Genomic DNA, 24,285 nt, shown 5'->3' with positions numbered 1-24,285 from the left:
CAACCACATCCGCCTGCGTTGGGTGGGATACCGATAATATAGAAAATCGCTTCCTGCTCCGCAAGCCGAAGCGCCGAGGGATTCGTCGCGCGCATTGCCTAGAACGGCTTCACGATCACCATGATCACGATGAAAATCATCAGGACTGTCGGCACCTCATTGATAATCCGATAGAATTTCTGGGTCCGCGGGCGCCGGTCGCGGGCGAAATCCGTCAGCCAGCGGGAAAAAAAGCCGTGGACCGCGGACATTGCCAGGACCAGTGCCAGTTTTACGTGCAGCCACCCGGAAGTGAACCAATGGCCGGACCAGGCGAGATAAAGCCCGGCCAGCCAAGTGACCATCATGGCGGGGTTGATGATCGCCTTGAGTAGCCGGCGCTCCATGATCTTGAACGTTTCGGACTGCTTCGAGCCGATTTCGGTCTCCGAATGATAGACGAACAGCCGTGGCAGATAGAGCATGCCCGCCATCCAGGCGATGACGGCGATCACGTGCAGCGCCTTGATCCAGAAATAGAGGTCTTCAAACATGTGCCGTCCCGGATTCCTGCCGAGCATTCCAAACGCTGGGGATAGTAAGAACTCGTTAAGGTCTTACCCTGCACACTTATCCGTCCGTAGCGCCTTCCTCAAATCTAGAATCTTAGATTCTTAAGGTTTGAGTCTATGTGACCGTGGATTGGACTCACACAATTTCGTCCGCGGCTTCACGCGCGCTTGTTCACATCCATCAACATATCCTGCGCCCGTCTGGCCTGTCGGAATAATTGACCCGCGTTCAGGGGCTTGCGCCCGCCTGTCGGCAGCTTATCAAGAGGCTTGTCCGCGCAATCCCGTTGCCGTCGCGGAGGACCGGCAAACTTGTCCTGACGGGCAGCGGTGTGAAGAAAATTGGCCGTTGTCCCGCCCCTCCTGTCGCGCAACCCTTTCCGAGGGGTTAAGCTCCACAGAAATCCACAAATCACACCGCCTCCATACAAAGGGTTTTTGTGCCGACCTCGAACAATTATTTCCATCTGCACCTCGTCTCCGACTCCACGGGTGAGACGCTGATCACCGTGGCCCGCGCGGTCGCGGCCCAATACGCCAACGTGACGCCGGTCGAGCACGTCTATCCGCTGGTGCGCAGCCAAAAGCAGCTCGATCGCGTACTCGATGAGATCGAGGAGGCGCCGGGCATCGTGCTGTTCACGCTGCTGGAGAAGGATCTGGTCTTCAGGCTCGAGAACAAGTGCAAGGAGATCAACGTTCCGAGCCTGTCGATCATCGGCCCGGTGATGCAACTGTTCGAAGCCTATCTCGGTGCCGCGACCACGGGTCGCGTCGGCGCCCAGCACGTGCTCAACGCGGAATATTTCAAGCGCATCGACGCGCTGAACTACACCATGATCCACGACGATGGGCAGCACGTCGAAGGCCTCGACGAAGCTGACGTGGTGCTGGTGGGTGTGTCCCGCACTTCGAAGACGCCGACGTCGATCTATCTCGCCAATCGCGGCATCCGCACCGCCAATGTGCCGCTGGTTCCGGGCATTCCGGTGCCCTCGCAATTGGAAACCCTGACGCGGCCGCTGGTGGTGAGCCTGCATGCGACGCCGGAACGCCTGATTCAGGTGCGCCAGAACCGCCTGCTCTCCATGGGTGCCAATTCCGGCAGTGACACCTATACCGATAAGCAAGCGGTCGCCGAGGAGGTCGCATTCGCACGCAAGCTCAGCGCCAAGCATGACTGGCCACTGCTGGATGTCACAAGGCGCTCGATCGAGGAAACCGCCGCGGCGATCATGAAGCTCTACACCGATCGCCAACGCAACCGGCCCTCGGAATAGTTGTCGCCATGGGTCTGTGGCGCGGCACATCTCCGCTGATCCTGGCCTCGCAGAGCAGCGCGCGGAAAATGCTGCTGGCGAATGCTGGACTCGAATTCGTGGCCGCCACGGCTGCTATCGATGAGCGCGGCATCCAGGCGGTGTCGAAACTCTCAAACCCGCGCGAGATCGCCCTGCTGCTGGCGCGTGAGAAAGCCAAGGCGGTCTCGGCTCATTATCCCGCAAGCTATGTGATAGGCGCCGACCAGACGCTGGCTCTTGGCGAGCACCTCTTCAACAAGCCCGCTGGCCGTCTCCAGGCGATGGCGCAATTGCGCGATCTCTCCGGCAACAGCCACGAGCTGAATTCGGGGGTGGCGGTGGCGCACAACGGAAGGATTGTTTTCGAGGATGTTTCCGTGGCCCGCATGACGATGCGGCAAATGACGGAAGCGGAGCTTACGGCCTATCTCGACGCCGCCGGCGCTGCCGTGACCACCAGCGTTGGCGCCTACCAGCTCGAGGGTCTCGGCATCCATCTGTTCGAGCGCATCGAGGGCGACCATTTCACCATTCTCGGCCTGCCGCTACTGCCGCTGCTTGCGTTCCTGCGCCGCGAGAGGCTAGTTGCGGTGTGAACGACAGACAGGCTGGGCGCTGATGCGGATCCTGGGATTGACCGGCTCGATCGGGATGGGCAAATCCACCACCGCGAAATTGTTCGCGGAGGCTGGTGTTCCCGTCTACGACGCCGATGCCGCAGTTCATCATTTGTATGAGGGCGAAGCGGCTCCCGCGATCGAGGCTGCCTTCCCCGGCACGACCATCAACGGCAAGGTCGACCGGTCCAAACTGTCCGCGCGCGTGGTGCACGATCCGGCCGCGATCAAGAAGCTCGAGCAGATCGTTCATCCGATGCTCGGCGCCTCCCGGCAAAAATTCTTTGCCGATGCGGAAGCGGCCAAGGTCCCCGTCGTGGTCCTGGACATTCCCCTCCTGTTCGAGACGGGTGGCGAGAAACGGGTCGACGCCGTGGTCGTGGTCTCGACCTCGCCGGAACTTCAGCGCCAGCGGGTGCTGGCGCGGGGAACGATGGACGAAGCAAAACTCGATGCCATCATCGCCAAGCAGATGCCCGACGCCGAAAAGCGCAAGCGCGCCGATTTCGTAGTGGATACGTCACACGGACTTGAGCCGGTGCGGGCGCAAATCAAGCACATCCTGGCCGAGGTCGTTAAGATGCCGCAGCGGCGAGCCTGATTCGCCGATTTTACACGGCCATCTCGATCATGCGCGAAATCGTTCTCGATACCGAAACCACCGGCCTCGATCCGCTCCGCGGCGATCGCCTGGTCGAAATCGGCTGTGTCGAGATCTTCAATCGCATGCCGACCGGACAGACCTTCCACCGCTACATGAACCCTGAAAGGGACATGCCGGCCGAGGCCTTTGCAGTGCACGGGCTGTCGGCCGAATTTCTGGCGACCAAGCCGCTGTTCCACGAGATCGTCGACGAGTTTCTGGAATTCATCGGCGATGCGCCGCTGGTGATCCACAACGCCTCGTTCGACATTAGCTTCATCAACGCCGAGCTCGACCGGATCAAGCGCGCAGCGATCCCGCGCGAGCGGCTGGTGGACACGCTGCTGCTGGCACGGCGCAAGCATCCCGGCGTGTCCAACCGGCTCGACGATCTCTGCTCGCGTTACGCGATCGACAATTCACACCGCACCAAGCACGGTGCGTTGCTCGATGCCGAGCTTCTGGCCGAGGTCTATGTCGACCTGGTCGGGGCGCGGCAGTCGCAGTTGCTGCTGGCCTCGGAAACCGAGGAAATTCGCGTCAGTGCAAGTGGCGAAGCGCCGCGGCGACAGCGCCTGGTGCCGCTCGCGCCGCGGGTTTCTGCTGCCGAACGCGAGGCCCATCGCACCTTCATCGCAACGCTCGGCGACAAGGCGATCTGGAACGAGTACCTGCCCGCTCCAGTTGCCGTGGCGGCCGGTCAGGCCTGACCGGCTTGGCCCTGAGCGGCCATCTGCCGCTCCATGTTCTGACGATACAGACCGACGAAGTCGACCGGATCTAGCATCAGCGGTGGGAACCCGCCGTCGCGGACCGCGGTCGCGATGATCTCGCGGGCGAACGGGAACAGCAGGCGCGGGCACTCGATCATGACCAGCGGATGCAAATTCTCCTTCGGCACATTGGCGATCCGGAACACGCCGGCATAGGCGAGCTCGAACGAGAACATCACCTTGCTCGCGGCCTCGGCCTTGCCCTCGACCGACAACGTCACCTCGAACTCATGTTCGCTGAGATTGTTGGCGCTGACATTGATCTGGATGTTGATCTGCGGCGGCTGGCTCTGCTGCTGGAGCGAGCTCGGCGCGTTCGGATTTTCGAACGAGAGGTCCTTGGTATATTGCGCCAGCACGTTGAGCTGGGGAGCCTGGGCCGCCTCGGGAGGGGTGCCGTTACCGTTGGTCATGAAAGTCTCTCCTTACCCGATTTGGGCTGAATTTCGCGGCGGTTGGCTAACATAGGGCCGCCTCATTCCACAAGGACGAACGACCCCCAGGTGAGGGATCGGAGTCGCGCCCGCAACTGTGACGTTCACCCCGATCTTTTGCGCGAAATTGCGCCCTAAACGATTGAAGAAGCGCGATTTCCGGGCAGGATCGGGTTTCCCCTTGGGCATAAAACGCGCTACACTCGGCACTGTGCCAAAAGGCGCCATTGGCCGGGCAAGATTTCGTGCCTACATCCCAGGGACCAGACGCGCGGACCTGAAATGGTGATGTAGACTTGCCGTTCCCCTATGGAACGGTCTACTGGCCGGATCGATTTTTCCCGGCAAGGACCTCTGATAAAGAGACCCTCGGAAAAGACCAGAAAGCGAATACGACGTGGACATCTACACCATCATCTTCCTGGCGCTGGCGGTCTTCATCTTTCTGCGGCTGCGCAGTGTGCTGGGGCAGCGCACCGGCAGCGAACGGCCGCCGTTCGACCGCAACGCGCTCCAAGGTGCCCAGGACAAGAACGTCGTGACCATGCCGGGCAAGGTGATCGACCAGGCCCCGCTGGCGCCGACGGCCGAGCCGACCCCGCCCACCGACCGCTGGAAGGGCCTGGCCGAGCCGGGCACCCCGCTCGCGCAGGGTCTCGACGCCATCGTCGACAAGGATTCCACCTTCGACCCACGCCATTTCATCTCGGGTGCCCGTGGCGCCTATGAGATGATCGTGCTGGCCTTCGCCAATGGCGACCGCCGCGCGCTGCGCGATTTGTTGTCGTCGGAAGTCTATGAGAGCTTCGAGGCCGCGATCAAGGAGCGCGAGAAGAACGAGCAGAAGACCGAGACGCGTTTCGTCTCGATCGACAAGGCCGAGCTCGTCGGCGCCGAGCTGCGCGACCGCACCGCCCAGCTCACCGTGCGCTTCGTCTCGCAGATGATCTCGGTCACCCGCGACAAGGCCGGCAACATCGTCGACGGCAGCGCCGACACGGTCGCCGACATCACCGACATCTGGACTTTCGCCCGCGACACCTCCTCTCGCGATCCGAACTGGAAGCTGGTTGGTACCGGAAGCGCGAATTAAGATCTTCTTGAAGACCAGCGCGACGGCGCTTTGCGCAGGTGTCGTCGTGCTGTCGTCGTTTTCGCTCGGCGCCGAGGCGGCGCGGCGCCACTACCGCAGTCACCACCGTCATCTTCCAACATTGCCTGCGGCCCCGCCGCGCGCCTTGCCCTATCCGCAGCTTTCGCTGCCGTTCGAGATTCCCGGCGCGCAATATCTGCCGCTGGCCTGGGCGGACGTGAAGGGCTGGAGCGACGATAATCATCTCGCCGCCTACAAGACCTTCCGCGCGAGCTGCCGTTCGATCAACACGCAGACCGGCGCGTCCGAGCCGAAAGCCGAAGCCAAAGCACTCGGCGCTTCGCTGAGTGAGCCCTGCCGGGTCGCCAAATCGCTCGAACTCACCGACGACGCCAGAGCCAAGACCTTCTTCGAGCAGAATTTTGCGCCGCTGCGCATCTCCCGTCTCGGTGAGCCCGACGGCTTCGTCACCGGCTATTACGAGCCCGTGCTCGAGGGATCGCGCACCCAGACCGACGTTTACAACGTTCCGGTCTATCGCCGGCCCTCCAACCTGTTCGTGCGTGGCTACAAGCAGGACTCGGTCAGCCTGCCCAACAAGGGCCCGGTCTATCGCAAGATCGGTCGCCGCAAGCTGGTGCCCTATTACGACCGCGGCGAGATCGAGGACGGCAAGATCGCCGGCCGCGGGCTGGAGATCGCCTGGCTCAAGGACCCGACCGATCTCTTGTTCGCACAGATCCAGGGTTCGGCACGGATCAAGTTCGACGACGGCGGCACGGTCCGGCTCAATTACGACGCCTATAACGGCTATCCTTACACGGCGGTAGGTCGCATCCTGATCGAGCGCGGCATCATTCCGAAGGAGGAGATGTCGATGCAGAAGATCAGGGAATGGATGGCGCAGAATCCGGATGGGGCCGAGGAATTGCGTCGCCAGAACCGCGCCTACATCTTCTTCCGCGAGGTCAATCTCTCCGACAAGGAGGAGGCGGTGGGCGCGCAAGGGATTCCGTTGACGGCCGGCCGCTCGATCGCGGTCGACAAATCGCTGCACGTCTACGGCACGCCGTTCTTCATCGAGGGCGAGCTGCCGATCGAGTCCGAACGCGCCAAGACGCCGTTCCACCGGCTGATGATCGCCCAGGACACCGGCTCGGCCATCATTGGACCTGCGCGCGCCGACCTTTATTTTGGCGCGGGCGCGGATGCCGGCCGCGTCTCCGGGCGGTTGCGCCATCCCATGCAATTCGTGATGCTGGTGCCGAAGAGCCTCGATCCCAGTGTGCGCGGCGCGCGATTGCCGGTGCCGGATCCGCGGCCGTCGGAAAAGATCGCAAAGCTGTTTCCGCAGCCCGATCCGGCGAAGCCCGCCTCTCCTGCTGCTGAGGCGACGGTCGACAAAAACGAAACGGTCGCCACTGCCGGTTCCGTCCCGCTACCGGTGCCGCGTCCGGCGATCGAGCCCGTTCGCGAACCGCAGCGGCCGGTGAAGAATCGCTCGCATCGGCAGCAATGAAGCGATCATCCCGTCCGCCCGTGCTGGAGCCCCGCCCCGTGCCGCGTCGCCGCGCCCTGAGCGAGGAGGAGCGCGAGCTGTGGGAGCTCGTTGCAAAGCAGGTGAAGCCGCTGAGGAAGCTTCGGGCGCCGAAGGCGCCCGCCGCGCCGCGCGCTGAATCCTCGCTTGCCGCCGAGGCGGCCAGACCTGCGTCAGCGTCAAGGCCGGTCGCGGCTGTCCCGGCGCCGCGCGTGGCAAAACCGTCCGTGCCGCCCTTGGCGCCGCTCGGCAAGCGCGAGCGCGCAAAGCTGTCGCGCGGACGACGCGAGATCGAGGCGCGGCTCGACCTGCATGGCATGACCCAGACGCGTGCCCATCGTGCGCTGACCGGCTTCCTGCACCGCGCCCATCACGACGGCCTGACCTTCGTCCTGGTCATCACCGGCAAGGGCCGCAGCGGCGGCGAAAGCGGCGTGCTCCGTCGCCAGGTGCCTGAATGGCTGAGCCTGCCGGAATTCCGCGCCTTCGTCGTCGGCTTCGAGGAGGCCCATATCGGGCACGGCGGCGAAGGTGCGCTGTATGTGCGAATTCGGCGGGCGAGGCACTAAACCTCTCCCGCTCGCAGCGGGAGCGGGAGCGCAGCTCCTAAAACGGCCGGATGATTCCGACGCGCGGGATCAACGTGATGATCAAACCGAAGATGTTGGTGTTGCGATCCTCCGCCTGAATCGGCGGCGCCTTCCGTGCGGCGGGCAGCATCTTCACCGCATGCAGGATCAGGAACATGCAGACCGCCCAGTTCGAGATCCAGCGCGAATAGTCGAACACCATGGCGAACATCACGAGATAAGCGAGACTGACGCCGATCAGCGCCGCGATCACGAGACGGCGATGCGTTTCGCTGGCGAGCGCGTTGATCAGGTTCGCAAAGAAGCGCCATAACGGCGTGTGCAGCCAGATCAAAAGTGCGAAGACCGGCACGCCGAGGATGTTGTGCGGCAGCCGGCCCCAGGTGTCGGCAACCTCCTTCGCCAGCGGCTGATACCAGATGTAGCTGAATTGCAGCAGGTCGGTGCGGGATGGATCGGCCATCCGGCTCTTGAGATGGGTGACGAATTCCGCCTCCGGGATCGGCATCGTTCCCAGAAATTGCGCCGCGAAGAACAATCCGGAGACGACCGCGAAGGCGGCGACACCGAACGCGACGTTGGTGCGACGGCAGCCGCAAGCCAGGTAATGTCTGATCACGACGATGGTGATGATCGTCGGCACATACATCAAGAGATGGATGTGGTGGATCAGGACGAGCATGATCGAGAACAGCGCAGCCGTCGCCACGAACAGCAATGAGCCCGCCGGCATCAGCAGCAGGACGATCGCCAGCGCACAGCCATAGATGTCGAAATGGCCGAGCGTATGCATGAAGTTCTTGAGGAAGAACGGCGAGCCCGCAGTGAAGACGAACAACGGCAGCGTCCTCGCGGTGAAGCCGAACGTGTTCTGGAACAGTCTTGCGTAAAGGCCCAGCGTTACCAGCCACGTCGCGCCGCCGAGCGCGAACACCAGCCATACCGGTACCTTCGCCGTGAACAGCGCGACGATCGCCCCGATCAGCGCGCGCTTGATGAAGCCGAAATGGTAGTCGACGAGAAGGTGGATATAGGGGACGTAAGGCGGCAGCTGGATCTTGTGGACGAACACGCCGACGAGGACGGCGGCGTTGATCGCGAGCAGCAGACGCCAGGGGTTTTGCAGGACGCTAGCGCGCATATGGCACTCGACGCGCGTCAATCTCCGCGGTCCCTCCGGACAAGCGCGCATAGCGAGCGCTGATCCCGGGCCCAAAACCACAGAAGGTCGTTTGAGCCGAAATCGGAGTCGCCATCTGTTTCAACAAGGACCGCCGGGGGTAATGGGTCCTGGCCCTCGCCAGGACGACAGCGGGATAGATAGCCGACCCCGACCGAATTACAAAATGAACCGGCTCAAATCCGCATTTTTGGCGAGGTCGCCGACGTGCTTCTGCACGTAATCGGCGTCGACCCGGACCGTCTCGCCATTGCGGTCGGGAGCGGTGAAGGAGATCTCGTCCAGCACCCGCTCCATCACGGTCTGGAGCCGCCGCGCGCCGATGTTCTCGACGGTGGAATTGACGGCGACCGCGACGTCGGCCAGCGCATCGATCGCGCTGTCGGTGATGTCGAGCGTCACGCCTTCGGTCAGCATCAAGGCGACATATTGCTTGATCAGCGAGGCTTCGGGCTCGGTCAGTATCCGGCGCATGTCGTCGCGGGTCAGCGCCTGCAATTCGACGCGGATCGGCAACCGGCCCTGCAACTCCGGCAACAGGTCGGACGGCTTTGCGACATGGAAGGCGCCGGAGGCGATGAACAGGATGTGGTCGGTCTTGACCGCGCCGTGCTTGGTCGAGACCGAGGTGCCCTCGATCAGCGGCAAGAGATCGCGCTGCACGCCCTCGCGCGAGACGTCGCCGCCGACGCGGCCGTCGCGCGCGCAGATCTTGTCGATCTCGTCCAGGAACACGATGCCGTTGTTCTCGACCGCGCTGATCGCCTCCAGCGTGAGCTGCTCGGTGTCCAAGAGCTTGTCGGATTCCTCGTTGACGAGAATTTCATGCGAGCCCTCCACCGTCAGCCGTCGCGTCTTGCTGCGGCCGCCCAGCTTGCCAAAGATGTCGCCGATCGAGATCGCGCCCATCTGCGCGCCCGGCATGCCGGGGATCTCGAACATCGGCATGCCGCCGCCGGACGACTGCGTCTCGATCTCGATTTCCTTGTCATTGAGCTCGCCGGCACGCAGCTTCTTGCGGAACGACTCCCGCGTCGCGGAAGAGGCATTGGCGCCGACCAGTGCATCGAGCACGCGCTCCTCGGCCGCGAGCTGCGCCCGCGCATGCACGTCCTTGCGCTTGCGCTCGCGCACCTGGACGATCGCGACCTCGACGAGATCGCGCACGATCTGCTCGACGTCGCGGCCGACATAGCCGACTTCGGTGAACTTGGTCGCTTCCACCTTCAGGAAGGGTGCATTCGCGAGCTTGGCGAGCCGCCGCGCGATTTCCGTCTTGCCGACGCCGGTGGGGCCGATCATCAGGATGTTTTTCGGCAGCACCTCCTCGCGCAAGGAGCCTTCGAGCTGCTGTCGCCGCCAGCGGTTGCGAAGCGCGATCGAGACGGCGCGCTTGGCATCGGCCTGGCCGACGATGAAACGGTCGAGTTCAGAAACGATTTCGCGGGGGGAGAAGTCTGTCATGGCACCTTAGCTAGGGTCAGATTCAGGCCGGGACAAGCCGCTTTTTTCAGCCATCAGATGATCGGCGGGCCGGATTGCCATTGCTTCACGGCCTCGATCGGATGGATCAGCATCAGAATATTCAGCGTCAGATTGTCGCGAATGTGGAGCGCCAGCATGATCTCGAAGGCGAGCCCGATCGCCACCGTTGCCGGCACCGGCAGCAGGCGTGCGGCGAGGAAGCCCAGCACCATGAACAGCGTGTCAGAGACCGAATTGACGATGCTGTCGCCGTAATAGTCCAGCGAAATCGTACCGGCACGGTAGCGTTCGATGATGAATGGCGAGTTCTCGACGATTTCCCAGGCGCCTTCGATCAGCATGGCGATGATCAGCCGCGCCGGCCATGACAAAGGCAGCGCGGGCAGCCGCGCGAACAGCAGCCAGGTCAGGCCGTAGAACAGGAAGCCGTGCAGGACGTGGGAGAAGCTGTACCAGTCGGCGACCTGTTGCGAATTCTCCGAGCTGTTCACCACGCCATGCCACAACTTCACATAGCCGCAGGTGCAGATCGGCACGCGCCCCGCCGCGAACAGGATGGAGGCCTGCAACGCCACCAGCAACAGCGCGATGCCGAGCCAGGCTTGCGGGGGTACGGCGAGCTTGCTCCGTTGCGTGTTCGCCAGCGTCACGGTTGACGCACCATCAACAGCGCCGGTCCGTCCGGCGTCTCGACCATGCGGTCGCGGACGAAGCCGGCCTTCGCATAGGCGCGTACCGCGCGTGCGTTGAGCGGATCAGGATCGGTCACGATCCGCGGCAGACCGGCGCGCAGCTGCGCGTCGACGAATTGGCGAATGAAGGCCGAGCCATGGCCGCGCGCGATCATGTCGCTTTCGCCGATGAACTGGTCGATCCCACGCGTGCCCTCCGGTTGCGGCCCAAAGCCCGTATTCCAGGCCGTCAGCCGGTAACACTGAAGATAGCCGAAGGGCTTGCCGTCGGCCAACACGATGAACTGGTCCATCGCCGGCTCGTCAAGATCGCCGCTGACCAGCTCAAGCTGCTCGTCCGGATCGCCCCACCATTCCCGCACATGCGCTTCGCCCAGCCACCGCCGGATCAGCGGCAGATCGGCCGTTGTCATCGAGCGGAAGGCGTAGGTGGGCGTCATCTAGCAGCCGCGGTGGCATTGCGCTCCCTCTCCCGCTTGCGGGAGAGGGTCGGGGAGAGGGTGCTTCCGCAATGGGACAATCCCCCAGAGGAGAGAGCCCCCACCCGGCGCTTCGCGCCGACCTCCCCCGCAAGCGGGAGAGGTTGCACCGAGCATCCGGACAAGCCTTCGGACAAATGACACTCCGCCTACCCGCTCGCGAGGCTCTCGATCGTCACATTCCGGTTGGTGTAGACGCAGATGTCGGCAGCGATGTCGAGGGAGCGGCGGACGATGGTCTCGGCGTCCTTATCGGTGTCGAGCAGGGCGCGGGCCGCCGCGAGTGCATAATTACCGCCGGAGCCGATCGCCATCACGCCGGCCTCAGGCTCGAGCACGTCGCCGGTGCCGGTCAGGACCAGGGAGACGTCCTTGTCGGCCACGATCATCATGGCCTCCAGCCGCCGCAGGTAACGGTCGGTGCGCCAGTCCTTGGCGAGCTCGACCGCGGCCCGGGTCAGCTGCCCCGGATATTGCTCCAGCTTGCTCTCCAGCCGCTCAAAGAGCGTGAAGGCGTCGGCGGTGGCGCCGGCAAAGCCGCCGATGACGTCGCCCTTGCCGAGCTTGCGGACCTTCTTGGCGTTGGACTTGATCACGGTCTGGCCGATCGAGACCTGGCCGTCGCCGCCAACCACCACCTTGCCGCCCTTGCGGACCGTCAAAATCGTGGTGCCGTGCCAGCTAGGGGAGCTGTTCTGGGAATCCTGCATGAATGACCCTCGTTGTCGGCCTGATTTAGGCGGTCGGGGCCAAAGGGACAACCGGCGGACAACCGGCGCACAACGGCCGCTCCGGGCCTAATTCGCTCACCATAGGCAGAAGTAGAGGCCCGGCGAGCCGTTCCCGCAGTAGCGAAGGCGTCATTTGGCTGGTAAAAGACCGGCGTTTTCGGCCCCGAACAGCATGATTTGGAAAAGCGGATATCGCTTTTCCGACCGAGATCATGCTGAAATGAAAGCGAAAGCCTTCAATGCGCACCGCGACGATCAAGCGCAAGACCAAGGAAACCGACATCGAGGTCACCGTGAACCTCGATGGCACCGGCGTGGCCAATATCGCGACCGGCATCGGCTTTTTCGACCATATGCTCGATCTCCTCGCCCGCCATTCCCGCATCGACCTCACGATCAAGGCGGTAGGCGACCTGCACATTGATCATCACCATACCACCGAAGACACCGGCATTGCGCTCGGCCAGGCGGCCAAGCAGGCGCTCGGCAACATGGCGGGTATCACCCGCTATGCCAGCGTGCACATGCCCATGGACGAGACGCTGTCGCGCGTGGTCATCGACATCTCGGGCCGCCCGTTCCTGGTGTTCAAGGCCCACTTTCCCCGCGACAAGATCGGCGAGTTCGACACCGAGCTGGTGCGCGAGTGGTTCCAGGCCTTCGCCATCAACGCCGGCGTGACTCTCCACGTCGAGACCCTATATGGCGATAACAGCCACCATATCGCCGAGTCCTGCTTCAAGGGTCTGGCGCGGGCGCTGCGCACCGCTGTCGCGATCGATCCGAAGGCTGTGGGCGAGATCCCGTCCACCAAGGGCTCGCTCGGCGGCTGACATCTTCGGCCGGCGGCACGCGCCGCTTGCGGTATCACTGAATTTAGAGAACGGGGCATCACCATGCCTGTCTACACAGTTCATGCTCCCTCCCCTGCCGGAGCCGATTTGCGCGCGACCGACAAGTTCGTCTTCGTGCGCGACGGCTTCCACTTTTGGGCGATGATCTTCGGCCCGCTCTGGCTGCTGTGGAATCGGCTGTGGCTGGCGCTGATCGGCTGGGTGATCTTCGTGGCCGCGTTCAATGCGGGGCTGTCCAGCCTGGGTGTTGGACGCAGCTCGATCTTCTTCGCCAATATCATCGTCGCGCTGCTGATGGGCTTCGAGGCCTCGAGCCTGCGCCGCTGGACTCTCTCACGCGGCAAATGGCGGCAGCTCGACGTCGTGATTGCCGACAAGGAAGACACTGCCGAGCATCGCTTCTTCGAACGTTGGAGCCAGAAGCAGCACGGCATCGTCAACGATCAATGGGCCGTCGATCGCGGCGGCCCGCCGCCGACCCGTAGCGTGCCGGGTCAGCAATTCTCGAACCCGCCGCCGTTGCCGGCGGGCGGCATCATTGGGTTGTTTCCAGAACCGGGAGGGTCAAGATGAGCGTCGCCATCATCGATTACGGTTCGGGCAATCTGCATTCCGCCGCCAAGGCCTTCGAACGTGCCGCGCGCAGCCTGGAGGACCCGCAAAAGGTATTCGTTACCAGCGATCCGGACCAGGCCTACAGCGCCGACCGTCTGGTGCTGCCGGGCGTCGGCGCTTTCGCCGATTGCCGGCGCGGACTTGACGCCGTCAACGGCATGGTTGAGGCCATCACCGAAGCGGTGCGCGTCAAGGCGCGGCCGTTCTTCGGCATCTGCGTCGGCATGCAATTGATGGCGAGCCGCGGCAAGGAGCACGTCACGACGGAGGGGCTGAATTGGATCGGCGGCGACGTCGAGAAGATCACGCCGCGCGACGAAAACCTGAAGATCCCGCACATGGGCTGGAACACGCTCGAGGTGCTGCGCGAGCATCCGGTGCTGAACAAGCTGCCGCTTGGCCCCAAGGGCCAGCACGCCTATTTCGTGCACTCCTATCACCTCAACCCCGCCAACGAGGCGGACGTGCTGGCGCGCGCCGACTATGGCGGGCCCGTCACCGCGATCGTCGCGAAGGACACCGCGATCGGCACGCAATTCCACCCCGAGAAGAGCCAGCGGTTCGGGCTGGCCCTGATCTCGAACTTTTTGCGATGGAAACCGTGATGAATTCGACGGCTTTCACCTCGTCATTGCGAGCGAAGCGAAGCAATCCAGCGTCTTTGCGCGGCGGCAGTCTGGATTGCTTCGCTGCGCTCGCAATGACGGAGTGCATAGCTGACAGGTCCGTTCCTACGATGGGGACGGGAGCAGGTGCAACATGATTCTCTTCCCCGCGATCGATCTCAAGAACGGCCAGTGCGTGCGTCTCGAGCAAGGCGACATGGCGCGCGCCACCGTATTCAATCTCGATCCCGCGGCGCAGGCGCAGAGCTTCGCCGCGCAGGGCTTTGAGTATCTCCACGTCGTCGATCTCGACGGCGCCTTTGCCGGCAAGCCGGTCAATGCGCAGGCCGTCGAGGTGATGCTGAAGACGATCAAGATTCCGGTGCAGCTCGGCGGCGGCATTCGCGATCTCGCGACGGTTGAAGCCTGGCTCGGCAAGGGCATCACCCGCGTCATCATCGGCACCGCCGCGGTGCGCGACCCTGAATTGGTGAAGGCGGCGGCGAAGCAATTCCCCAGCCGCGTCGCGGTCGGGTTAGACGCCCGCGACGGCAAGGTCGCTGTCGAAGGCTGGGCCGAGACCTCGCAGGTCACAGTGCTGGAGATCGCGCAGCGGTTCGAGGACGCCGGCGTTGCCGCCATCATCTTCACCGACATCGCACGCGACGGTCTGCTCAAGGGCCTGAATCTGGACGCGACCATTGCGCTGGCGGACGCGATTTCGATTCCGGTGATCGCCTCCGGCGGCCTTGCTTCGATCGAGGACGTCAAGGCGATGCTGACGCCGCGCGCCAAGAAGCTCGCCGGCGCGATCGCAGGCCGCGCGCTCTATGATGGCCGGCTTGATCCCGCCGCCGCCCTCGCTTTGATCCGTAACGCGCGCTAGGAGGCATCCAATGTTCAAGGTGCGCGTGATCCCCTGCCTCGACGTCAAGGACGGAAGGGTCGTCAAGGGCGTGAATTTCGTCGATTTGCGCGATGCCGGCGACCCTGTCGAGGCCGCAATCGCCTATGATGCCGCTGGGGCCGACGAGCTTACCTTCCTCGACATCACTGCGACCCATGAGAACCGCGGCATCATGCTTGATGTGGTCCGGCGCACGGCAGAAGCCTGCTTCATGCCTGTCACCGTCGGCGGCGGCGTGCGTGAGGTCAACGACATCAAGACGCTGCTGCGCGCCGGCGCCGACAAGGTCTCGATCAATAGCGCCGCGGTATCACGGCGGGAGTTCGTCAAGGAAGCGGCCGAAAAATTCGGCGAGCAATGCGTGGTGGTGGCGATCGATGCCAAGCGCGTCAAGCGTCCGGGCGGCGACCGCTGGGAGATCTTCACCCATGGCGGGCGCAATTCGACCGGCATCGATGCCATCGAATATGCCCAGGAAGTGGTCTCGCTCGGCGCCGGCGAGATCCTGCTCACCTCGATGGATCGCGACGGCACCAGGCAGGGCTTTGACATTCCGCTGACCCGCGCGATCGCCGACAGCGTCTCCGTTCCGGTGATTGCCTCGGGCGGCGTCGGCAATCTTGACCATCTCGTCGACGGTATCCGCGACGGGCACGCCACCGCCGTGCTGGCGGCCTCGATCTTCCACTTCGGGGAATTCACCATCCGCGAAGCCAAGGAGCATATGGCACGGCGCGGGCTGCCCATGCGCCTCGATGCCTGACGACTCCCGTTCGTAAAAGTGCTACACGAGCCGTGTGGGACGGCTCGTTCGGCCGTATCGCGTTTTCCGAGTATTCCGTATGCCGCGTTTCACGATCCATGATCTGGCCGAGACCATCGATGCCCGCGCGGCCGCCGGTGGCGAGGCCTCCTATACCCGCAAGCTTCTGGACAAGGGCGCCGAGCATTGCGCCAAGAAGTTCGGTGAGGAGGCAGTCGAAACCGTAATCGCAGCAGTCGAAAACGATCGCGCGCATCTGATCGCCGAGAGCGCCGATCTGCTCTACCATTTCCTTGTGCTGCTCAAGGCCCGCGGCGTAAAGCTGGAGGAGGTCGAGGCCGCGCTGGACAAGCGGACGTCGATGTCAGGGTTGGAAGAAAAGGCGTCGCGCAAGAGCGGCAACTAGCCGAGGTGGAAAGATCGCGTCATGGATATCCGCGCACCCGAGCAGCAGTATAATCCGTACCGCGTCTATACGCGCGAAGAATGGGCGCGCCTGCGCGACGACACGCCGATGACGCTGGAGCCGGGCGAGTTCGACCGGCTGCGCTCGCTGCACGACCGCCTCGACCTCCAGGAGGTCGAGGACATTTACCTGCCGCTGTCGCGCCTGCTCTCGATCTACGTCGATGCGATGCAGCGCCTGTATTACGCCGAGCGGCAATTCCTCAACATCCGCGACCGCAAGGTGCCCTATATCATCGGCGTTGCCGGCTCGGTCGCGGTGGGCAAATCCACCACGGCCCGCGTGCTCCAGGCCCTCTTGGCGCGCTGGTCGCCGCGCCCGAAGGTCGAGCTGATCACCACCGACGGGTTTCTCTACCCCAACGCGGTGCTCGATCGGCAGGGCATCATGCAGAAGAAGGGTTTTCCCGAGAGCTACGACCTGCCACTGCTGCTCAGCTTCCTCTCCGACATCAAGTCCGGACGTCGTCATGTGCGCGCGCCGGTCTATTCGCATCTGACCTACGACATCGTGCCGAACCAGTGGGCCGAGATCGACCAGCCCGACATCCTGATCGTCGAAGGCGTCAACGTGCTGCAGACGGGCAAGCTGCCGCGCGACGGCAAGGCGGTGCCTGTGGTCTCCGACTTCTTCGATTTCTCGGTCTATATCGACGCCGACGAGGCGGCGCTGCGGCAATGGTACATCAAGCGCTTCCTGGCGCTGCGCGACACCGCCTTCACCAACCCGAAATCCTACTTCAACCGCTACGCGCTGTTGTCGGATGAGGAAGCCACCGCCACCGCGATCGCGATCTGGGAGCGCACCAATCTCGCCAATCTCGAGGACAACATCCTGCCGACCCGGCCCCGCGCGACGCTGATCCTGAAGAAGGGCGCCGACCACACGGTGGAGAGCGTGGCGCTCAGGCGGCTGTAATCGCGCCGGTGAACATGGCCCCCCTGGCTGGTTGGGCTGAGTGTCTTTTGTTGCAGACCTAAAATCGGTATTCCGCTATGCCTTCAAGAACGGCGGAGAGGCACTATGGTTGATCGTCTCAGAAGCGCTGCGGAGCAGCTTGAAGCTCCGATCTGCCCGGACTGCCACATCGAGATGAAGTGGTTTCGCTCCGAACTGCTGGCGGACGAGCCGACGCCGATCATCGCGCATCTTTTCGTGTGCCCACATTGCAAGCGCGCGGCAAAAGCGGACACCATCTTCAAAGCCGACCGAGCGCCGCCTGATAAGCTCACTGCGCCGCGTTTTCTTTCGCATGCCGACGGACTGAGTCCCGCCCGACGGCACGGGGCATGCTCGGCTCCCGACCTGGCCGTTACCCTAGCTGGCACGCCGCCGCTGGTTGGCTCACTTGCCTACCTTCGTATTCCAGTCCGCTAGCCTGATGCGCCCCGCAAAGATGGCGGGGCCGGAGCTGCTGGCCTTGTAGACGAAGGCTTCGCCTTCCTGCACGTCGCCGGCCTCCTTGCCGAAGGCATCGGCGATGTTCGTCTTATGGGTGATCAGGAACGTGTTGGTGCTGGCCTTCGGCGGCGTATCGACGAGATGACGCACGGCTTGGCCCGCCTTTGCATTTGCACCCGTCGGGTTGGCCATTCCCGACGCACTGGCGTTGCTGCTGTCCGTTAGCGCATCGACCGGCTTGACCTCGCGGCCGGAGATCAGCTTGCCCGCCTCGACCGCGCGGTTCAGCCGGCTGGTGTAGACCTCGCCGATCGGAATCGCGAGATCCTTGACCGCTGTCCCGATCTGACGCGCCATGTCCCTGCCCTTTTCACTGAGCTGGCGCTGCGCGCTCATGTCGTCGAATTTGAAAGGGTAGACGTCCTTTTGGCTGTCATCGGTGGCGGTGTGCCGAAACACCAGCACGTAGCCGCCTTGCTTGAGCGATGTGATGAGTTCCGGCGTATCGGCCGCGGTGTGTCGGGAAATTCCAGCGATAAGGACAATGAGTGCGAGGCGGCAAGCACGTTCATGCGCAAAGTCCCCTATTGCAAAACGTCCCCTCGGGGATGGTGACGCGCAACGAGGCCGATTTCAATTATCGACTGCCGGTCGGGCCGAGGTTTTCGTGAAATTCTGGATCAGACACTCAGGTGGCGGGACGCGGCCAGCCCCGCCAGCGCCTGATCCAGCTTCTCGCGGTCGAGCGGCTTGATCAGGAATCCATTCATGCCTGCCTCGAAGCAAGCGTAGCGGTCCTCGACCAGCGTATTGGCGGTGAGCGCCAGGATCGGCATGCGCTGGCGACCCATGGCCGCCTCATGCGCGCGAATGCGCTTTGTCGTCTCAATGCCGTCGAGCTGCGGCATCTGGATATCCATCAGCACGAGATCATAGGGCGTGCCGGCCGATGAGGCGGCGAGCCAGGATTCCAGCGCCGCCTCGCCGTGGATAGCGATGACGACGCGGTGGCCGAGTTTCGTCAGCAGCGAGCGCATCAACAGCGCATTGATCTCGTTGTCCTCGGCAACGAGGATCGACAGCCCTTTCGCCGGCGTTGCAGTTTTGGATTCGGCCAATGGCTGCGGTGCGAGCTCGGGCGAGGCGACCTCCGGCGTCAGCGAAAGGCGTGTCGCGAGCGAGGCGGCGCGCAGCGGCTTCACCAGGAATCCGGTGAAGGCCGGGGACAGTTCCTCATGGCGCGAGCTCGAGGTCAGCAGCACCAGGCGCTGCATCGCATGCGCCCGCGCGGTTTCGCCGAGATGGTCGGAAGCGGCGGGACCGATCGCGCGATCGACCAGCATGGCGTGCCATGAACGCTCCGGCAGCAGCGCTTGAGCCACGGCGGCGTCCGCCACCATGCAGGTCTGACCGCCCCAGCGCTCCAGGCGCCGTGCGATCAGCGACGCCTCGATGCCCTCGGCGACGAGGAGAATCGGCTTGCCGGCGAGTTCGGGGCAGGCGAATGCCGTCTGTCCGCTACCTGCTTGTGACGGGGCTAGCGGCACCGCGACCTCGAAGGTCGACCCCCTGCCCGGTTCGCTCTCGAGCGTGATCCGGCCGCCCATGCGCTTGACGATGCGCTCGCTGATGGACAGGCCGAGTCCGGTGCCGCCATAGGTGCGCGCGACGCGCTCGTCCGCCTGCTCGAACTCCCGGAAGATGCGCGATTGCGCTTCCGGCGCGATGCCGATGCCGGTGTCGCGGACCAGGAAGCTGATCTCGTTCGGCCGGATGCCGGGCTCGACGATCAGCGCGACGCCGCCGCTCGCGGTGAACTTGATGGCGTTGCCGGCGAGGTTGAGCAGCACCTGGCGCAGCCGCGCGGCGTCCCCCACCACCTCGAGCGGCAGGCGCTCGTCGATATAGGACGCGATCTCGAGAGTCTTGGCCTGCGCACGCGGCGCCAGAAGCTCGGTGATCTCCTCGACCAGCGTGGACAAGGCGAACGGACGCTGCTCGAGATCGAGCTTGCCGGCTTCGATCTTGGAATAATCGAGCAGCTCCTCGATCAGCGCCATCAGTGCTTCGCCCGAAGTTTTCACCGCCCTGGCGTAGGTCGTCTGCTCCGGCGTCAGCGTGGTGTCGAGCAAGAGGCTGCCCATGCCGATGATGCCGTTGAGGGGCGTGCGGATTTCGTGCGAGGCCATCGCGAGGAAACGCGACTTCGCGCGGTTGGCGGCATCGGCCTGATCGCGCGCGTCGGACAAAGCGCGCTCGGTCTCGGTGCGGTCGGTGACGTCGCGCCCGACGCTCTGCAATTCGGCGGGCTGGCCGGCATCGCGGCGCACATAGCCCTCGCGCCAGGCGATCCAGCGCGCACCGAGCGGGGTTGCGATTTTCTGGTCGTGAACGCGCGTGCCGCTGCTCTCGCGCGCGCTGTCGCCCTGCTCCAGCACGTCGAAGTCGAAGCGTGTGCCGACCAGCGCGCTCCGGGCCTGTCCGGCCAGCGCGCAATAGGCGTCATTGGCAAAGGTGATGCGGCCGCTCGTGTCGCGCAGCACGATCAGGTCGCCCTGCTGCTCGAACAGGCTGCGGGCGCGCTCTTCGGCTTCCTTGAGCTCCCAATTGCGGTCGATCAGCGCCTCGTTGTGGGCGGCGAGCGAACGCAGCCGCTTGTTGACGAAGCGCAGCCGCATGCTCAGCGTCGCAAGACCAAGGCACGCCAGCGCGAACAGGAAGCTCGCGCCGATCGCAAAGGCGTTGGGATCGTAGCCGGAATTCTCGGACCGGCTGCCGGAGACGAAGCCATAGGCGGCGCCGAACGTCGCCGAGAAGATCATGAAGGAGCGGAGCGCGAAGGCGATACGGGGATGCTGTCGCCTGAAGCGGCGCATGCGCACCTTGATCCGGAACGTCCGACCCATCGCCACCGACCCTTGTCCGAAACCCCGTGCCCGCCGTGTGCGACGATGTCGCGTCGACCTTGCGAACAGCTTGAGGCTTTGGCGCCGCCTCCAAACAGGGTTGACGAGGTGTTAACGCTTCAGAGCATGATCCGCAAAAGTGTGCAGCGATTTTCCAAAAAGGTCATGCGCAAACAAGAAGCTAAAGCGCGATCGTGATCTCACCGCGGTTTAGAGTGAGGCGGCCTGCAGGCGGCCATGGCCGCCGCGGGCGCCGACGATCAGCGCCGCGGCCTCGCGCTGCGAGAACGTCTTCGAGCGCACATAGATGCGGTAATCGGCCGGCCCTTCGGTGGAGAGATAGATTACCTGGCCGCCGTCGACGGGCTGCGCGGCGATTGAGACCAGGCGTGTCCACGGATTGCCCTGGCAGGATTCCGATTCCGAGCCGAGGCCGTCGTCGACCACCGCGAAGTCCGCAGCGTCCGCATTGTCGGTGACCTGGACCCGTACCGTGGCCTGCGCGGGATCATCGGTGAAGGCGACATGCACGCCGGCGGTCCAGAACAGGGAGGTGAGCTCGACCGAGGACTCGCCCAGGGCAATGCAGGGATGCGAGACCGATCCGATCTCGCCGCGGGCGAACACCGCCGCCGCCAACAGGGGAACAACCGAGGCCAGGATCTTGAAACGCAACATGACACTCTACTCGCCCGCCCCTCGGGAACTCGAGTTGGAAACACATGGGGCTTATGGTTTGCAGAGCGTAAAGGAAACTCGTTACCGCCGGGTTGATGCGCGTGTGCTTCACGCCATCTGCCGCACATCCTCCGCGAGTGCGCGGTAGGATAGCGCTTCGGCGAGGTGCAGCCGGCCGATCTTGTCCGCGTTGTCGAGATCGGCCAGTGTGCGCGCGACCCGCAGCACGCGGTGATAGCCGCGCGCCGACAGCCGCATGGTCTCCGCCGCGTCCCGCAATAGCTTGGCGCCTTGCGCATCCGGTTTTGCGATCTCTTCGAGGACCGAGGCCGGCGCCTCGGCATTGGTACGGACGTTCGGCAGGCCGGCATCCGCATAACGCGCAAGCTGGATGTCGCGTGCCGCCGCCACGCGCGCGGCGACTTCGGCGGAGCCTTCCGCCGGCGGCGGCAGAATCAAATCGGCCGCGGTCACCGCCGGCACCTCGATGCGCAGATCGATGCGATCCATCAACGGACCGGAGATGCGCGCCTGGTAGTCGCCGGTGCAGCGGTCGATGCGGCCGCGCTTGCAGGCATAGCCCGGCTCGAACGCGTTGCCGCAGCGGCACGGATTCATCGCGGCCACCAGCATGAAGCGGGCAGGGTAGGTGACGCGATGATTGGCGCGCGACACCGCGACCTCGCCGTTCTCCAGGGGCTGGCGCAGCGAATCCAGCACGCGCGGATCGAACTCCGGCAGCTCGTCGAGGAACAGCACACCCTGATGCGCCAGCGAGATCTCGCCGGGTTTGGCGCGCACGCCGCCACCGGTGAGCGCGGCCATGCTGGCGGAATGATGCGGCGAGCGGAACGGCCGCCGCGCGGTCAGCGCGCCGCCCTCGATCTCGCCGGCGACGGACGCGATCATCGAGACTTCGAGCAGTTCGCCGGGCGACAGCGGCGGCAGGATCGAGGGCAGGCGCGCCGCCAGCATCGATTTGCCGGCGCCGGGCGCGCCGATCATCAGCAGGTGATGTCCGCCCGCGGCTGCGATCTCCAGCGCCCGCTTGGCGCTCTCCTGGCCCTTGATATCGCGCAGGTCGAGGGACGAGGCGGCGGCCTCATGCACCTTCGGTGAGGGCCGCGACAGCACCTGCGTGCCCTTGAAATGGTTGGCGATCTGAATGAGTGATTGTGCGGCCATGATCTGGATGTCCGGGCTCGCCCAGGCCGCCTCCGAGCCGCAGGCTGCCGGGCAGATCAGGCCCTCCTCGCGCGCATTGGCGCCGATCGCGGCGGGCAGGACACCTGCGACCGGCGCGATCGATCCGTCGAGGCCGAGCTCGCCGAGAACTGTGAAGCCGGTCAGTGCATCGGGCGGGATCGCGCCGATCGCCGCCATCAGCCCGAGCGCGATCGGCAGGTCGTAATGGCTGCCCTCCTTGGGCAGGTCGGCCGGGGCCAGATTGACGATGATCCGCCGCGCCGGCAGCGCCAGCCCCGAGGCGATCAGAGCCGAACGGACCCGCTCGCGTGCCTCCGACACCGCCTTGTCCGGCAGGCCGACGATGGCGAAGGCCGGCAGCCCCGGGGCGACCTGCACCTGCACGTCGACCGCACGGGCCTCAATCCCCTCAAAGGCGACGGTAGAAACCCGCTGAACCATGCTCGAACCAGCCTGCCCTTTCGCGCAATTAGGGGTAGCAGAGCCTAGCGCCTTTCGCAAGAACAATACGGGAACATGCCCTAGGACCGAGAAAATCCTACCCGATCGTAAACGTGAAGCGGACACTACACCTCGAATGCGAGCGGCTCTCCTCAGCACATTCCAACGAATGTCCGCTACTCCTACCCTTGCGGGATGGGCCGTGGTCTAACGGGTGAAGAATTCAAATGCTTGCAAATCGCCGGAGAAGCGAACGTCGGGTATGCAGCCGGCTCGCCAAAATCCACTTTGGCGCGGGCTCGCTGCCGCGCGACTGCACGATCACGGATATCTCGGATGGCGGCGTGAAAGTGGTGGCGGAATTCCTGGAAGTGCCGCCGCAATTCACCATCATCTTCGCGCCCGATTATTCCCGCCAATGCCGCCTGCGCTGGCGCATCGGCTGCGAGTTCGGCGCGGAGTTCGTCGATTAGGCCTTAATGGCCGCGCCTCCTTAACGGGGCTTTAGCGTTAATGGGTAAGCATCTCTGATCAGTCGCCGAGTGATCAGAGTATGTCCAAGCGTCCGTCTCCCGCCTCTCCTTCGGCGAAATTCCTGCTTCCCGCGTTGATGGTGCTTGTCCTCGCCGGCTGCCAGACCAATGGCATCGAGGATGTCACCGGCGCGCTCGGCGTTAGATCTGAAGCCAGTGTGAAGGCCGACGCCAAGCCGGACATGGACACCTTGCGCGAACGCTATCGCGCCAAGCCCGGTGATCCCGGCGTTGTGCTCGCCTATGGCAAGGCGCTGCGCGAGAGCGGCCAGCGGGCGCAGGCGGTCGCGGTGATGGAGCAGGCCGTGCTCGGCCATCCCAGCAACAAGGCATTGCTCGCCGGCTATGGCCGCGCGCTCGCCGACAACGGCAATTTCCAGCAGGCCTTCGACGTCCTCGGCCGAGCGCATACGCCCGAGGATCCGGACTGGCGCATCCTGTCGGCGCAAGGCGCGGCGCTCGATCAGCTCGGCCGCAATGAGGAGGCGCAGCAATATTATGCGACCGCCTTGAAGATCGTGCCCGACGAGCCGCAGGTTTTGTCCAATCTCGGCCTGTCTTACATGCTCCAGAATAATCTGCCGCGGGCGGAGGAAACGATGCGCCGCGCGCATGAGCGCAATCCCGCCGATTCCCGCGTGCGCGCCAATCTCGCGCTGGTGCTGGGGCTGGAAGGAAAGCAAGCCGAGGCCGAGGCCATCGTGAAGGCCGACCTGCCGCCGGACCAGGCGGCGGCAAAGGTCACGGCGCTGCGGCAATTGCTGGCGAAGAAGCAGCAGCGGGCGGACAAATAGCTCGCGCCGT

At 64.1% G+C, this 24,285-nt stretch carries 28 protein-coding genes; 17 read left to right on the top strand and 11 right to left on the bottom strand.

Annotated elements, in window-relative coordinates:
* Window positions 1-98: 98 nt before the first annotated feature.
* A complete protein-coding gene (hemJ, locus tag IVA92_RS14645; RefSeq protein WP_247276609.1) occupies window positions 99-533 on the bottom strand; it encodes a protoporphyrinogen oxidase HemJ in 435 nt (144 codons plus the stop codon).
* A gap of 458 nt (window positions 534-991) precedes the next feature.
* On the opposite strand from hemJ, the gene IVA92_RS14640 reads away from it, so the two are divergent.
* The 4 genes from IVA92_RS14640 to dnaQ are packed head-to-tail and all read left to right on the top strand — an operon-like array spanning window position 992 to window position 3,822.
* Window positions 992-1,831 (top strand): pyruvate, water dikinase regulatory protein, encoded by an 840-nt coding sequence (locus IVA92_RS14640; RefSeq protein WP_247276608.1) that lies wholly within the window; start codon window positions 992-994, stop codon window positions 1,829-1,831.
* An 8-nt stretch (window positions 1,832-1,839) separates the two neighbouring features.
* Window positions 1,840-2,448 carry a Maf family nucleotide pyrophosphatase gene (locus tag IVA92_RS14635; RefSeq protein WP_247276607.1) on the top strand — a complete coding sequence of 203 codons (609 nt, stop codon included), beginning with the start codon at window positions 1,840-1,842 and terminating at the stop codon, window positions 2,446-2,448.
* Window positions 2,449-2,470: 22 nt separating this feature from the next.
* Window positions 2,471-3,070: a dephospho-CoA kinase gene (gene coaE / locus IVA92_RS14630; RefSeq protein WP_247276606.1), complete on the top strand. Its 600-nt coding sequence runs from the start codon at window positions 2,471-2,473 to the stop codon at window positions 3,068-3,070.
* A 29-nt stretch (window positions 3,071-3,099) separates the two neighbouring features.
* Window positions 3,100-3,822 carry a DNA polymerase III subunit epsilon gene (gene dnaQ, locus IVA92_RS14625; RefSeq protein ID WP_247276605.1) on the top strand — a complete coding sequence of 241 codons (723 nt, stop codon included), beginning with the start codon at window positions 3,100-3,102 and terminating at the stop codon, window positions 3,820-3,822.
* Here the strand turns inward: dnaQ and secB are convergent.
* The gene (gene secB, locus IVA92_RS14620; RefSeq protein ID WP_247276604.1) at window positions 3,813-4,298 is read right to left on the bottom strand and encodes a protein-export chaperone SecB; all 486 of its coding nucleotides are present in this window, start codon (window positions 4,296-4,298) and stop codon (window positions 3,813-3,815) included. The genes dnaQ and secB overlap by 10 nt on opposite strands.
* Window positions 4,299-4,716: 418 nt before the next feature.
* Between secB and IVA92_RS14615 the strand changes: the two genes are divergently transcribed.
* The 3 genes from IVA92_RS14615 to IVA92_RS14605 are packed head-to-tail and all read left to right on the top strand — an operon-like array spanning window position 4,717 to window position 7,518.
* Window positions 4,717-5,412, top strand: a complete 696-nt coding sequence (locus IVA92_RS14615) for a Tim44/TimA family putative adaptor protein (protein ID WP_247276603.1) — start codon at window positions 4,717-4,719, stop codon at window positions 5,410-5,412.
* Window positions 5,390-6,931 (top strand): MltA domain-containing protein, encoded by a 1,542-nt coding sequence (locus IVA92_RS14610; protein ID WP_247276602.1) that lies wholly within the window; start codon window positions 5,390-5,392, stop codon window positions 6,929-6,931. Before IVA92_RS14615 ends, IVA92_RS14610 begins: the two co-directional genes overlap by 23 nt.
* Window positions 6,928-7,518: a Smr/MutS family protein gene (locus IVA92_RS14605; protein ID WP_247276601.1), complete on the top strand. Its 591-nt coding sequence runs from the start codon at window positions 6,928-6,930 to the stop codon at window positions 7,516-7,518. The genes IVA92_RS14610 and IVA92_RS14605 overlap by 4 nt, the downstream gene beginning before the upstream one ends.
* A 37-nt stretch (window positions 7,519-7,555) precedes the next feature.
* Here the strand turns inward: IVA92_RS14605 and IVA92_RS14600 are convergent, their stop codons facing one another.
* The 5 genes from IVA92_RS14600 to hslV all read right to left on the bottom strand — a co-directional run bounded on the left by IVA92_RS14600 (window position 7,556) and on the right by hslV (window position 12,085).
* Window positions 7,556-8,680, bottom strand: coding sequence for a hypothetical protein (locus tag IVA92_RS14600; protein WP_247276600.1), 1,125 nt, complete (start codon window positions 8,678-8,680; stop codon window positions 7,556-7,558).
* Window positions 8,681-8,878: 198 nt separating this feature from the next.
* A complete protein-coding gene (gene hslU, locus IVA92_RS14595) occupies window positions 8,879-10,183 on the bottom strand; it encodes an ATP-dependent protease ATPase subunit HslU (RefSeq protein ID WP_247276599.1) in 1,305 nt (434 codons plus the stop codon).
* A gap of 53 nt (window positions 10,184-10,236) precedes the next feature.
* Window positions 10,237-10,854: a DUF2585 domain-containing protein gene (locus IVA92_RS14590; protein WP_247276598.1), complete on the bottom strand. Its 618-nt coding sequence runs from the start codon at window positions 10,852-10,854 to the stop codon at window positions 10,237-10,239.
* Window positions 10,851-11,336 carry a GNAT family N-acetyltransferase gene (locus IVA92_RS14585; protein WP_247276597.1) on the bottom strand — a complete coding sequence of 162 codons (486 nt, stop codon included), beginning with the start codon at window positions 11,334-11,336 and terminating at the stop codon, window positions 10,851-10,853. The genes IVA92_RS14590 and IVA92_RS14585 overlap by 4 nt, the downstream gene beginning before the upstream one ends.
* Before the next feature lie 188 nt (window positions 11,337-11,524).
* Window positions 11,525-12,085 (bottom strand): ATP-dependent protease subunit HslV, encoded by a 561-nt coding sequence (hslV, locus tag IVA92_RS14580; RefSeq protein WP_247276596.1) that lies wholly within the window; start codon window positions 12,083-12,085, stop codon window positions 11,525-11,527.
* A gap of 260 nt (window positions 12,086-12,345) precedes the next feature.
* Between hslV and hisB the strand changes: the two genes are divergently transcribed.
* The 8 genes from hisB (at window position 12,346) to IVA92_RS14540 (ending at window position 17,693) form a co-directional block, all read left to right on the top strand.
* Entirely contained in the window at window positions 12,346-12,939 is a 594-nt protein-coding gene (gene hisB, locus IVA92_RS14575; protein ID WP_247276595.1) for an imidazoleglycerol-phosphate dehydratase HisB, read from the top strand.
* A 63-nt stretch (window positions 12,940-13,002) separates the two neighbouring features.
* Window positions 13,003-13,533, top strand: coding sequence for a DUF2628 domain-containing protein (locus tag IVA92_RS14570; protein ID WP_247276594.1), 531 nt, complete (start codon window positions 13,003-13,005; stop codon window positions 13,531-13,533).
* A complete protein-coding gene (gene hisH / locus IVA92_RS14565; RefSeq protein WP_247276593.1) occupies window positions 13,530-14,180 on the top strand; it encodes an imidazole glycerol phosphate synthase subunit HisH in 651 nt (216 codons plus the stop codon). Before IVA92_RS14570 ends, hisH begins: the two co-directional genes overlap by 4 nt.
* Before the next feature lie 154 nt (window positions 14,181-14,334).
* Window positions 14,335-15,066 (top strand): 1-(5-phosphoribosyl)-5-[(5-phosphoribosylamino)methylideneamino]imidazole-4-carboxamide isomerase, encoded by a 732-nt coding sequence (hisA, locus tag IVA92_RS14560; RefSeq protein WP_247276592.1) that lies wholly within the window; start codon window positions 14,335-14,337, stop codon window positions 15,064-15,066.
* Window positions 15,067-15,076: 10 nt separating this feature from the next.
* Window positions 15,077-15,850, top strand: a complete 774-nt coding sequence (gene hisF / locus IVA92_RS14555) for an imidazole glycerol phosphate synthase subunit HisF (RefSeq protein WP_145630398.1) — start codon at window positions 15,077-15,079, stop codon at window positions 15,848-15,850.
* Window positions 15,851-15,929: 79 nt separating this feature from the next.
* Window positions 15,930-16,256 carry a phosphoribosyl-ATP diphosphatase gene (locus IVA92_RS14550; protein WP_247276591.1) on the top strand — a complete coding sequence of 109 codons (327 nt, stop codon included), beginning with the start codon at window positions 15,930-15,932 and terminating at the stop codon, window positions 16,254-16,256.
* A gap of 21 nt (window positions 16,257-16,277) precedes the next feature.
* A complete protein-coding gene (gene coaA / locus IVA92_RS14545; protein WP_200497031.1) occupies window positions 16,278-17,234 on the top strand; it encodes a type I pantothenate kinase in 957 nt (318 codons plus the stop codon).
* A gap of 105 nt (window positions 17,235-17,339) precedes the next feature.
* A complete protein-coding gene (locus IVA92_RS14540; RefSeq protein ID WP_247276590.1) occupies window positions 17,340-17,693 on the top strand; it encodes a hypothetical protein in 354 nt (117 codons plus the stop codon).
* On the opposite strand, the gene IVA92_RS14535 is transcribed toward IVA92_RS14540, so the two are convergent.
* The 4 genes from IVA92_RS14535 to IVA92_RS14520 all read right to left on the bottom strand — a co-directional run bounded on the left by IVA92_RS14535 (window position 17,661) and on the right by IVA92_RS14520 (window position 22,948).
* Complete coding sequence (locus tag IVA92_RS14535) at window positions 17,661-18,305, bottom strand: histidine phosphatase family protein (protein WP_247276619.1); 645 nt, start codon at window positions 18,303-18,305, stop codon at window positions 17,661-17,663. The genes IVA92_RS14540 and IVA92_RS14535 overlap by 33 nt on opposite strands.
* A gap of 92 nt (window positions 18,306-18,397) precedes the next feature.
* The gene (locus IVA92_RS14530; protein WP_247276618.1) at window positions 18,398-20,623 is read right to left on the bottom strand and encodes an ATP-binding protein; all 2,226 of its coding nucleotides are present in this window, start codon (window positions 20,621-20,623) and stop codon (window positions 18,398-18,400) included.
* Between the two features lie 210 nt (window positions 20,624-20,833).
* Window positions 20,834-21,301 (bottom strand): hypothetical protein, encoded by a 468-nt coding sequence (locus IVA92_RS14525; protein ID WP_247276589.1) that lies wholly within the window; start codon window positions 21,299-21,301, stop codon window positions 20,834-20,836.
* 108 nt (window positions 21,302-21,409) lie between these two features.
* The gene (locus IVA92_RS14520; protein ID WP_247276588.1) at window positions 21,410-22,948 is read right to left on the bottom strand and encodes a YifB family Mg chelatase-like AAA ATPase; all 1,539 of its coding nucleotides are present in this window, start codon (window positions 22,946-22,948) and stop codon (window positions 21,410-21,412) included.
* A gap of 227 nt (window positions 22,949-23,175) precedes the next feature.
* Here IVA92_RS14520 and IVA92_RS14515 point away from each other — a divergent pair, with 227 nt between their 5' ends.
* Together IVA92_RS14515 and IVA92_RS14510 are read left to right on the top strand one after the other, a co-directional pair.
* Window positions 23,176-23,421 carry a PilZ domain-containing protein gene (locus tag IVA92_RS14515; RefSeq protein ID WP_018644993.1) on the top strand — a complete coding sequence of 82 codons (246 nt, stop codon included), beginning with the start codon at window positions 23,176-23,178 and terminating at the stop codon, window positions 23,419-23,421.
* Window positions 23,422-23,501: 80 nt separating this feature from the next.
* Window positions 23,502-24,275, top strand: a complete 774-nt coding sequence (locus IVA92_RS14510) for a tetratricopeptide repeat protein (protein ID WP_247276587.1) — start codon at window positions 23,502-23,504, stop codon at window positions 24,273-24,275.
* Window positions 24,276-24,285: the final 10 nt, after the last annotated feature.

This window comes from Bradyrhizobium sp. 154 (assembly GCF_023073875.1).
In the GTDB taxonomy this organism is placed as follows: domain Bacteria; phylum Pseudomonadota; class Alphaproteobacteria; order Rhizobiales; family Xanthobacteraceae; genus Bradyrhizobium.
This window is presented reverse-complemented; position numbering and strand designations above follow the sequence as displayed.

Bases quoted from the DNA above. Each gene is read 5' to 3' on its own strand.
- IVA92_RS14515 (WP_018644993.1), top strand. From the start codon at position 23,176: ATGCTTGCAAATCGCCGGAGAAGCGAACGTCGGGTATGCAGCCGGCTC.
- hisB (WP_247276595.1), top strand. From the start codon at position 12,346: ATGCGCACCGCGACGATCAAGCGCAAGACCAAGGAAACCGACATCGAG.
- hslV (WP_247276596.1), bottom strand. From the start codon at position 12,085: ATGCAGGATTCCCAGAACAGCTCCCCTAGCTGGCACGGCACCACGATT.
- IVA92_RS14635 (WP_247276607.1), top strand. From the start codon at position 1,840: ATGGGTCTGTGGCGCGGCACATCTCCGCTGATCCTGGCCTCGCAGAGC.
- IVA92_RS14525 (WP_247276589.1), bottom strand. From the start codon at position 21,301: ATGTTGCGTTTCAAGATCCTGGCCTCGGTTGTTCCCCTGTTGGCGGCG.
- IVA92_RS14570 (WP_247276594.1), top strand. From the start codon at position 13,003: ATGCCTGTCTACACAGTTCATGCTCCCTCCCCTGCCGGAGCCGATTTG.
- IVA92_RS14585 (WP_247276597.1), bottom strand. From the start codon at position 11,336: ATGACGCCCACCTACGCCTTCCGCTCGATGACAACGGCCGATCTGCCG.
- IVA92_RS14540 (WP_247276590.1), top strand. From the start codon at position 17,340: ATGGTTGATCGTCTCAGAAGCGCTGCGGAGCAGCTTGAAGCTCCGATC.
- dnaQ (WP_247276605.1), top strand. From the start codon at position 3,100: ATGCGCGAAATCGTTCTCGATACCGAAACCACCGGCCTCGATCCGCTC.
- secB (WP_247276604.1), bottom strand. From the start codon at position 4,298: ATGACCAACGGTAACGGCACCCCTCCCGAGGCGGCCCAGGCTCCCCAG.
- hemJ (WP_247276609.1), bottom strand. From the start codon at position 533: ATGTTTGAAGACCTCTATTTCTGGATCAAGGCGCTGCACGTGATCGCC.
- IVA92_RS14600 (WP_247276600.1), bottom strand. From the start codon at position 8,680: ATGCGCGCTAGCGTCCTGCAAAACCCCTGGCGTCTGCTGCTCGCGATC.
- IVA92_RS14510 (WP_247276587.1), top strand. From the start codon at position 23,502: ATGTCCAAGCGTCCGTCTCCCGCCTCTCCTTCGGCGAAATTCCTGCTT.
- hisF (WP_145630398.1), top strand. From the start codon at position 15,077: ATGTTCAAGGTGCGCGTGATCCCCTGCCTCGACGTCAAGGACGGAAGG.
- IVA92_RS14605 (WP_247276601.1), top strand. From the start codon at position 6,928: ATGAAGCGATCATCCCGTCCGCCCGTGCTGGAGCCCCGCCCCGTGCCG.
- hisH (WP_247276593.1), top strand. From the start codon at position 13,530: ATGAGCGTCGCCATCATCGATTACGGTTCGGGCAATCTGCATTCCGCC.
- coaE (WP_247276606.1), top strand. From the start codon at position 2,471: ATGCGGATCCTGGGATTGACCGGCTCGATCGGGATGGGCAAATCCACC.
- coaA (WP_200497031.1), top strand. From the start codon at position 16,278: ATGGATATCCGCGCACCCGAGCAGCAGTATAATCCGTACCGCGTCTAT.
- IVA92_RS14520 (WP_247276588.1), bottom strand. From the start codon at position 22,948: ATGGTTCAGCGGGTTTCTACCGTCGCCTTTGAGGGGATTGAGGCCCGT.
- IVA92_RS14550 (WP_247276591.1), top strand. From the start codon at position 15,930: ATGCCGCGTTTCACGATCCATGATCTGGCCGAGACCATCGATGCCCGC.
- hslU (WP_247276599.1), bottom strand. From the start codon at position 10,183: ATGACAGACTTCTCCCCCCGCGAAATCGTTTCTGAACTCGACCGTTTC.
- hisA (WP_247276592.1), top strand. From the start codon at position 14,335: ATGATTCTCTTCCCCGCGATCGATCTCAAGAACGGCCAGTGCGTGCGT.
- IVA92_RS14530 (WP_247276618.1), bottom strand. From the start codon at position 20,623: ATGGGTCGGACGTTCCGGATCAAGGTGCGCATGCGCCGCTTCAGGCGA.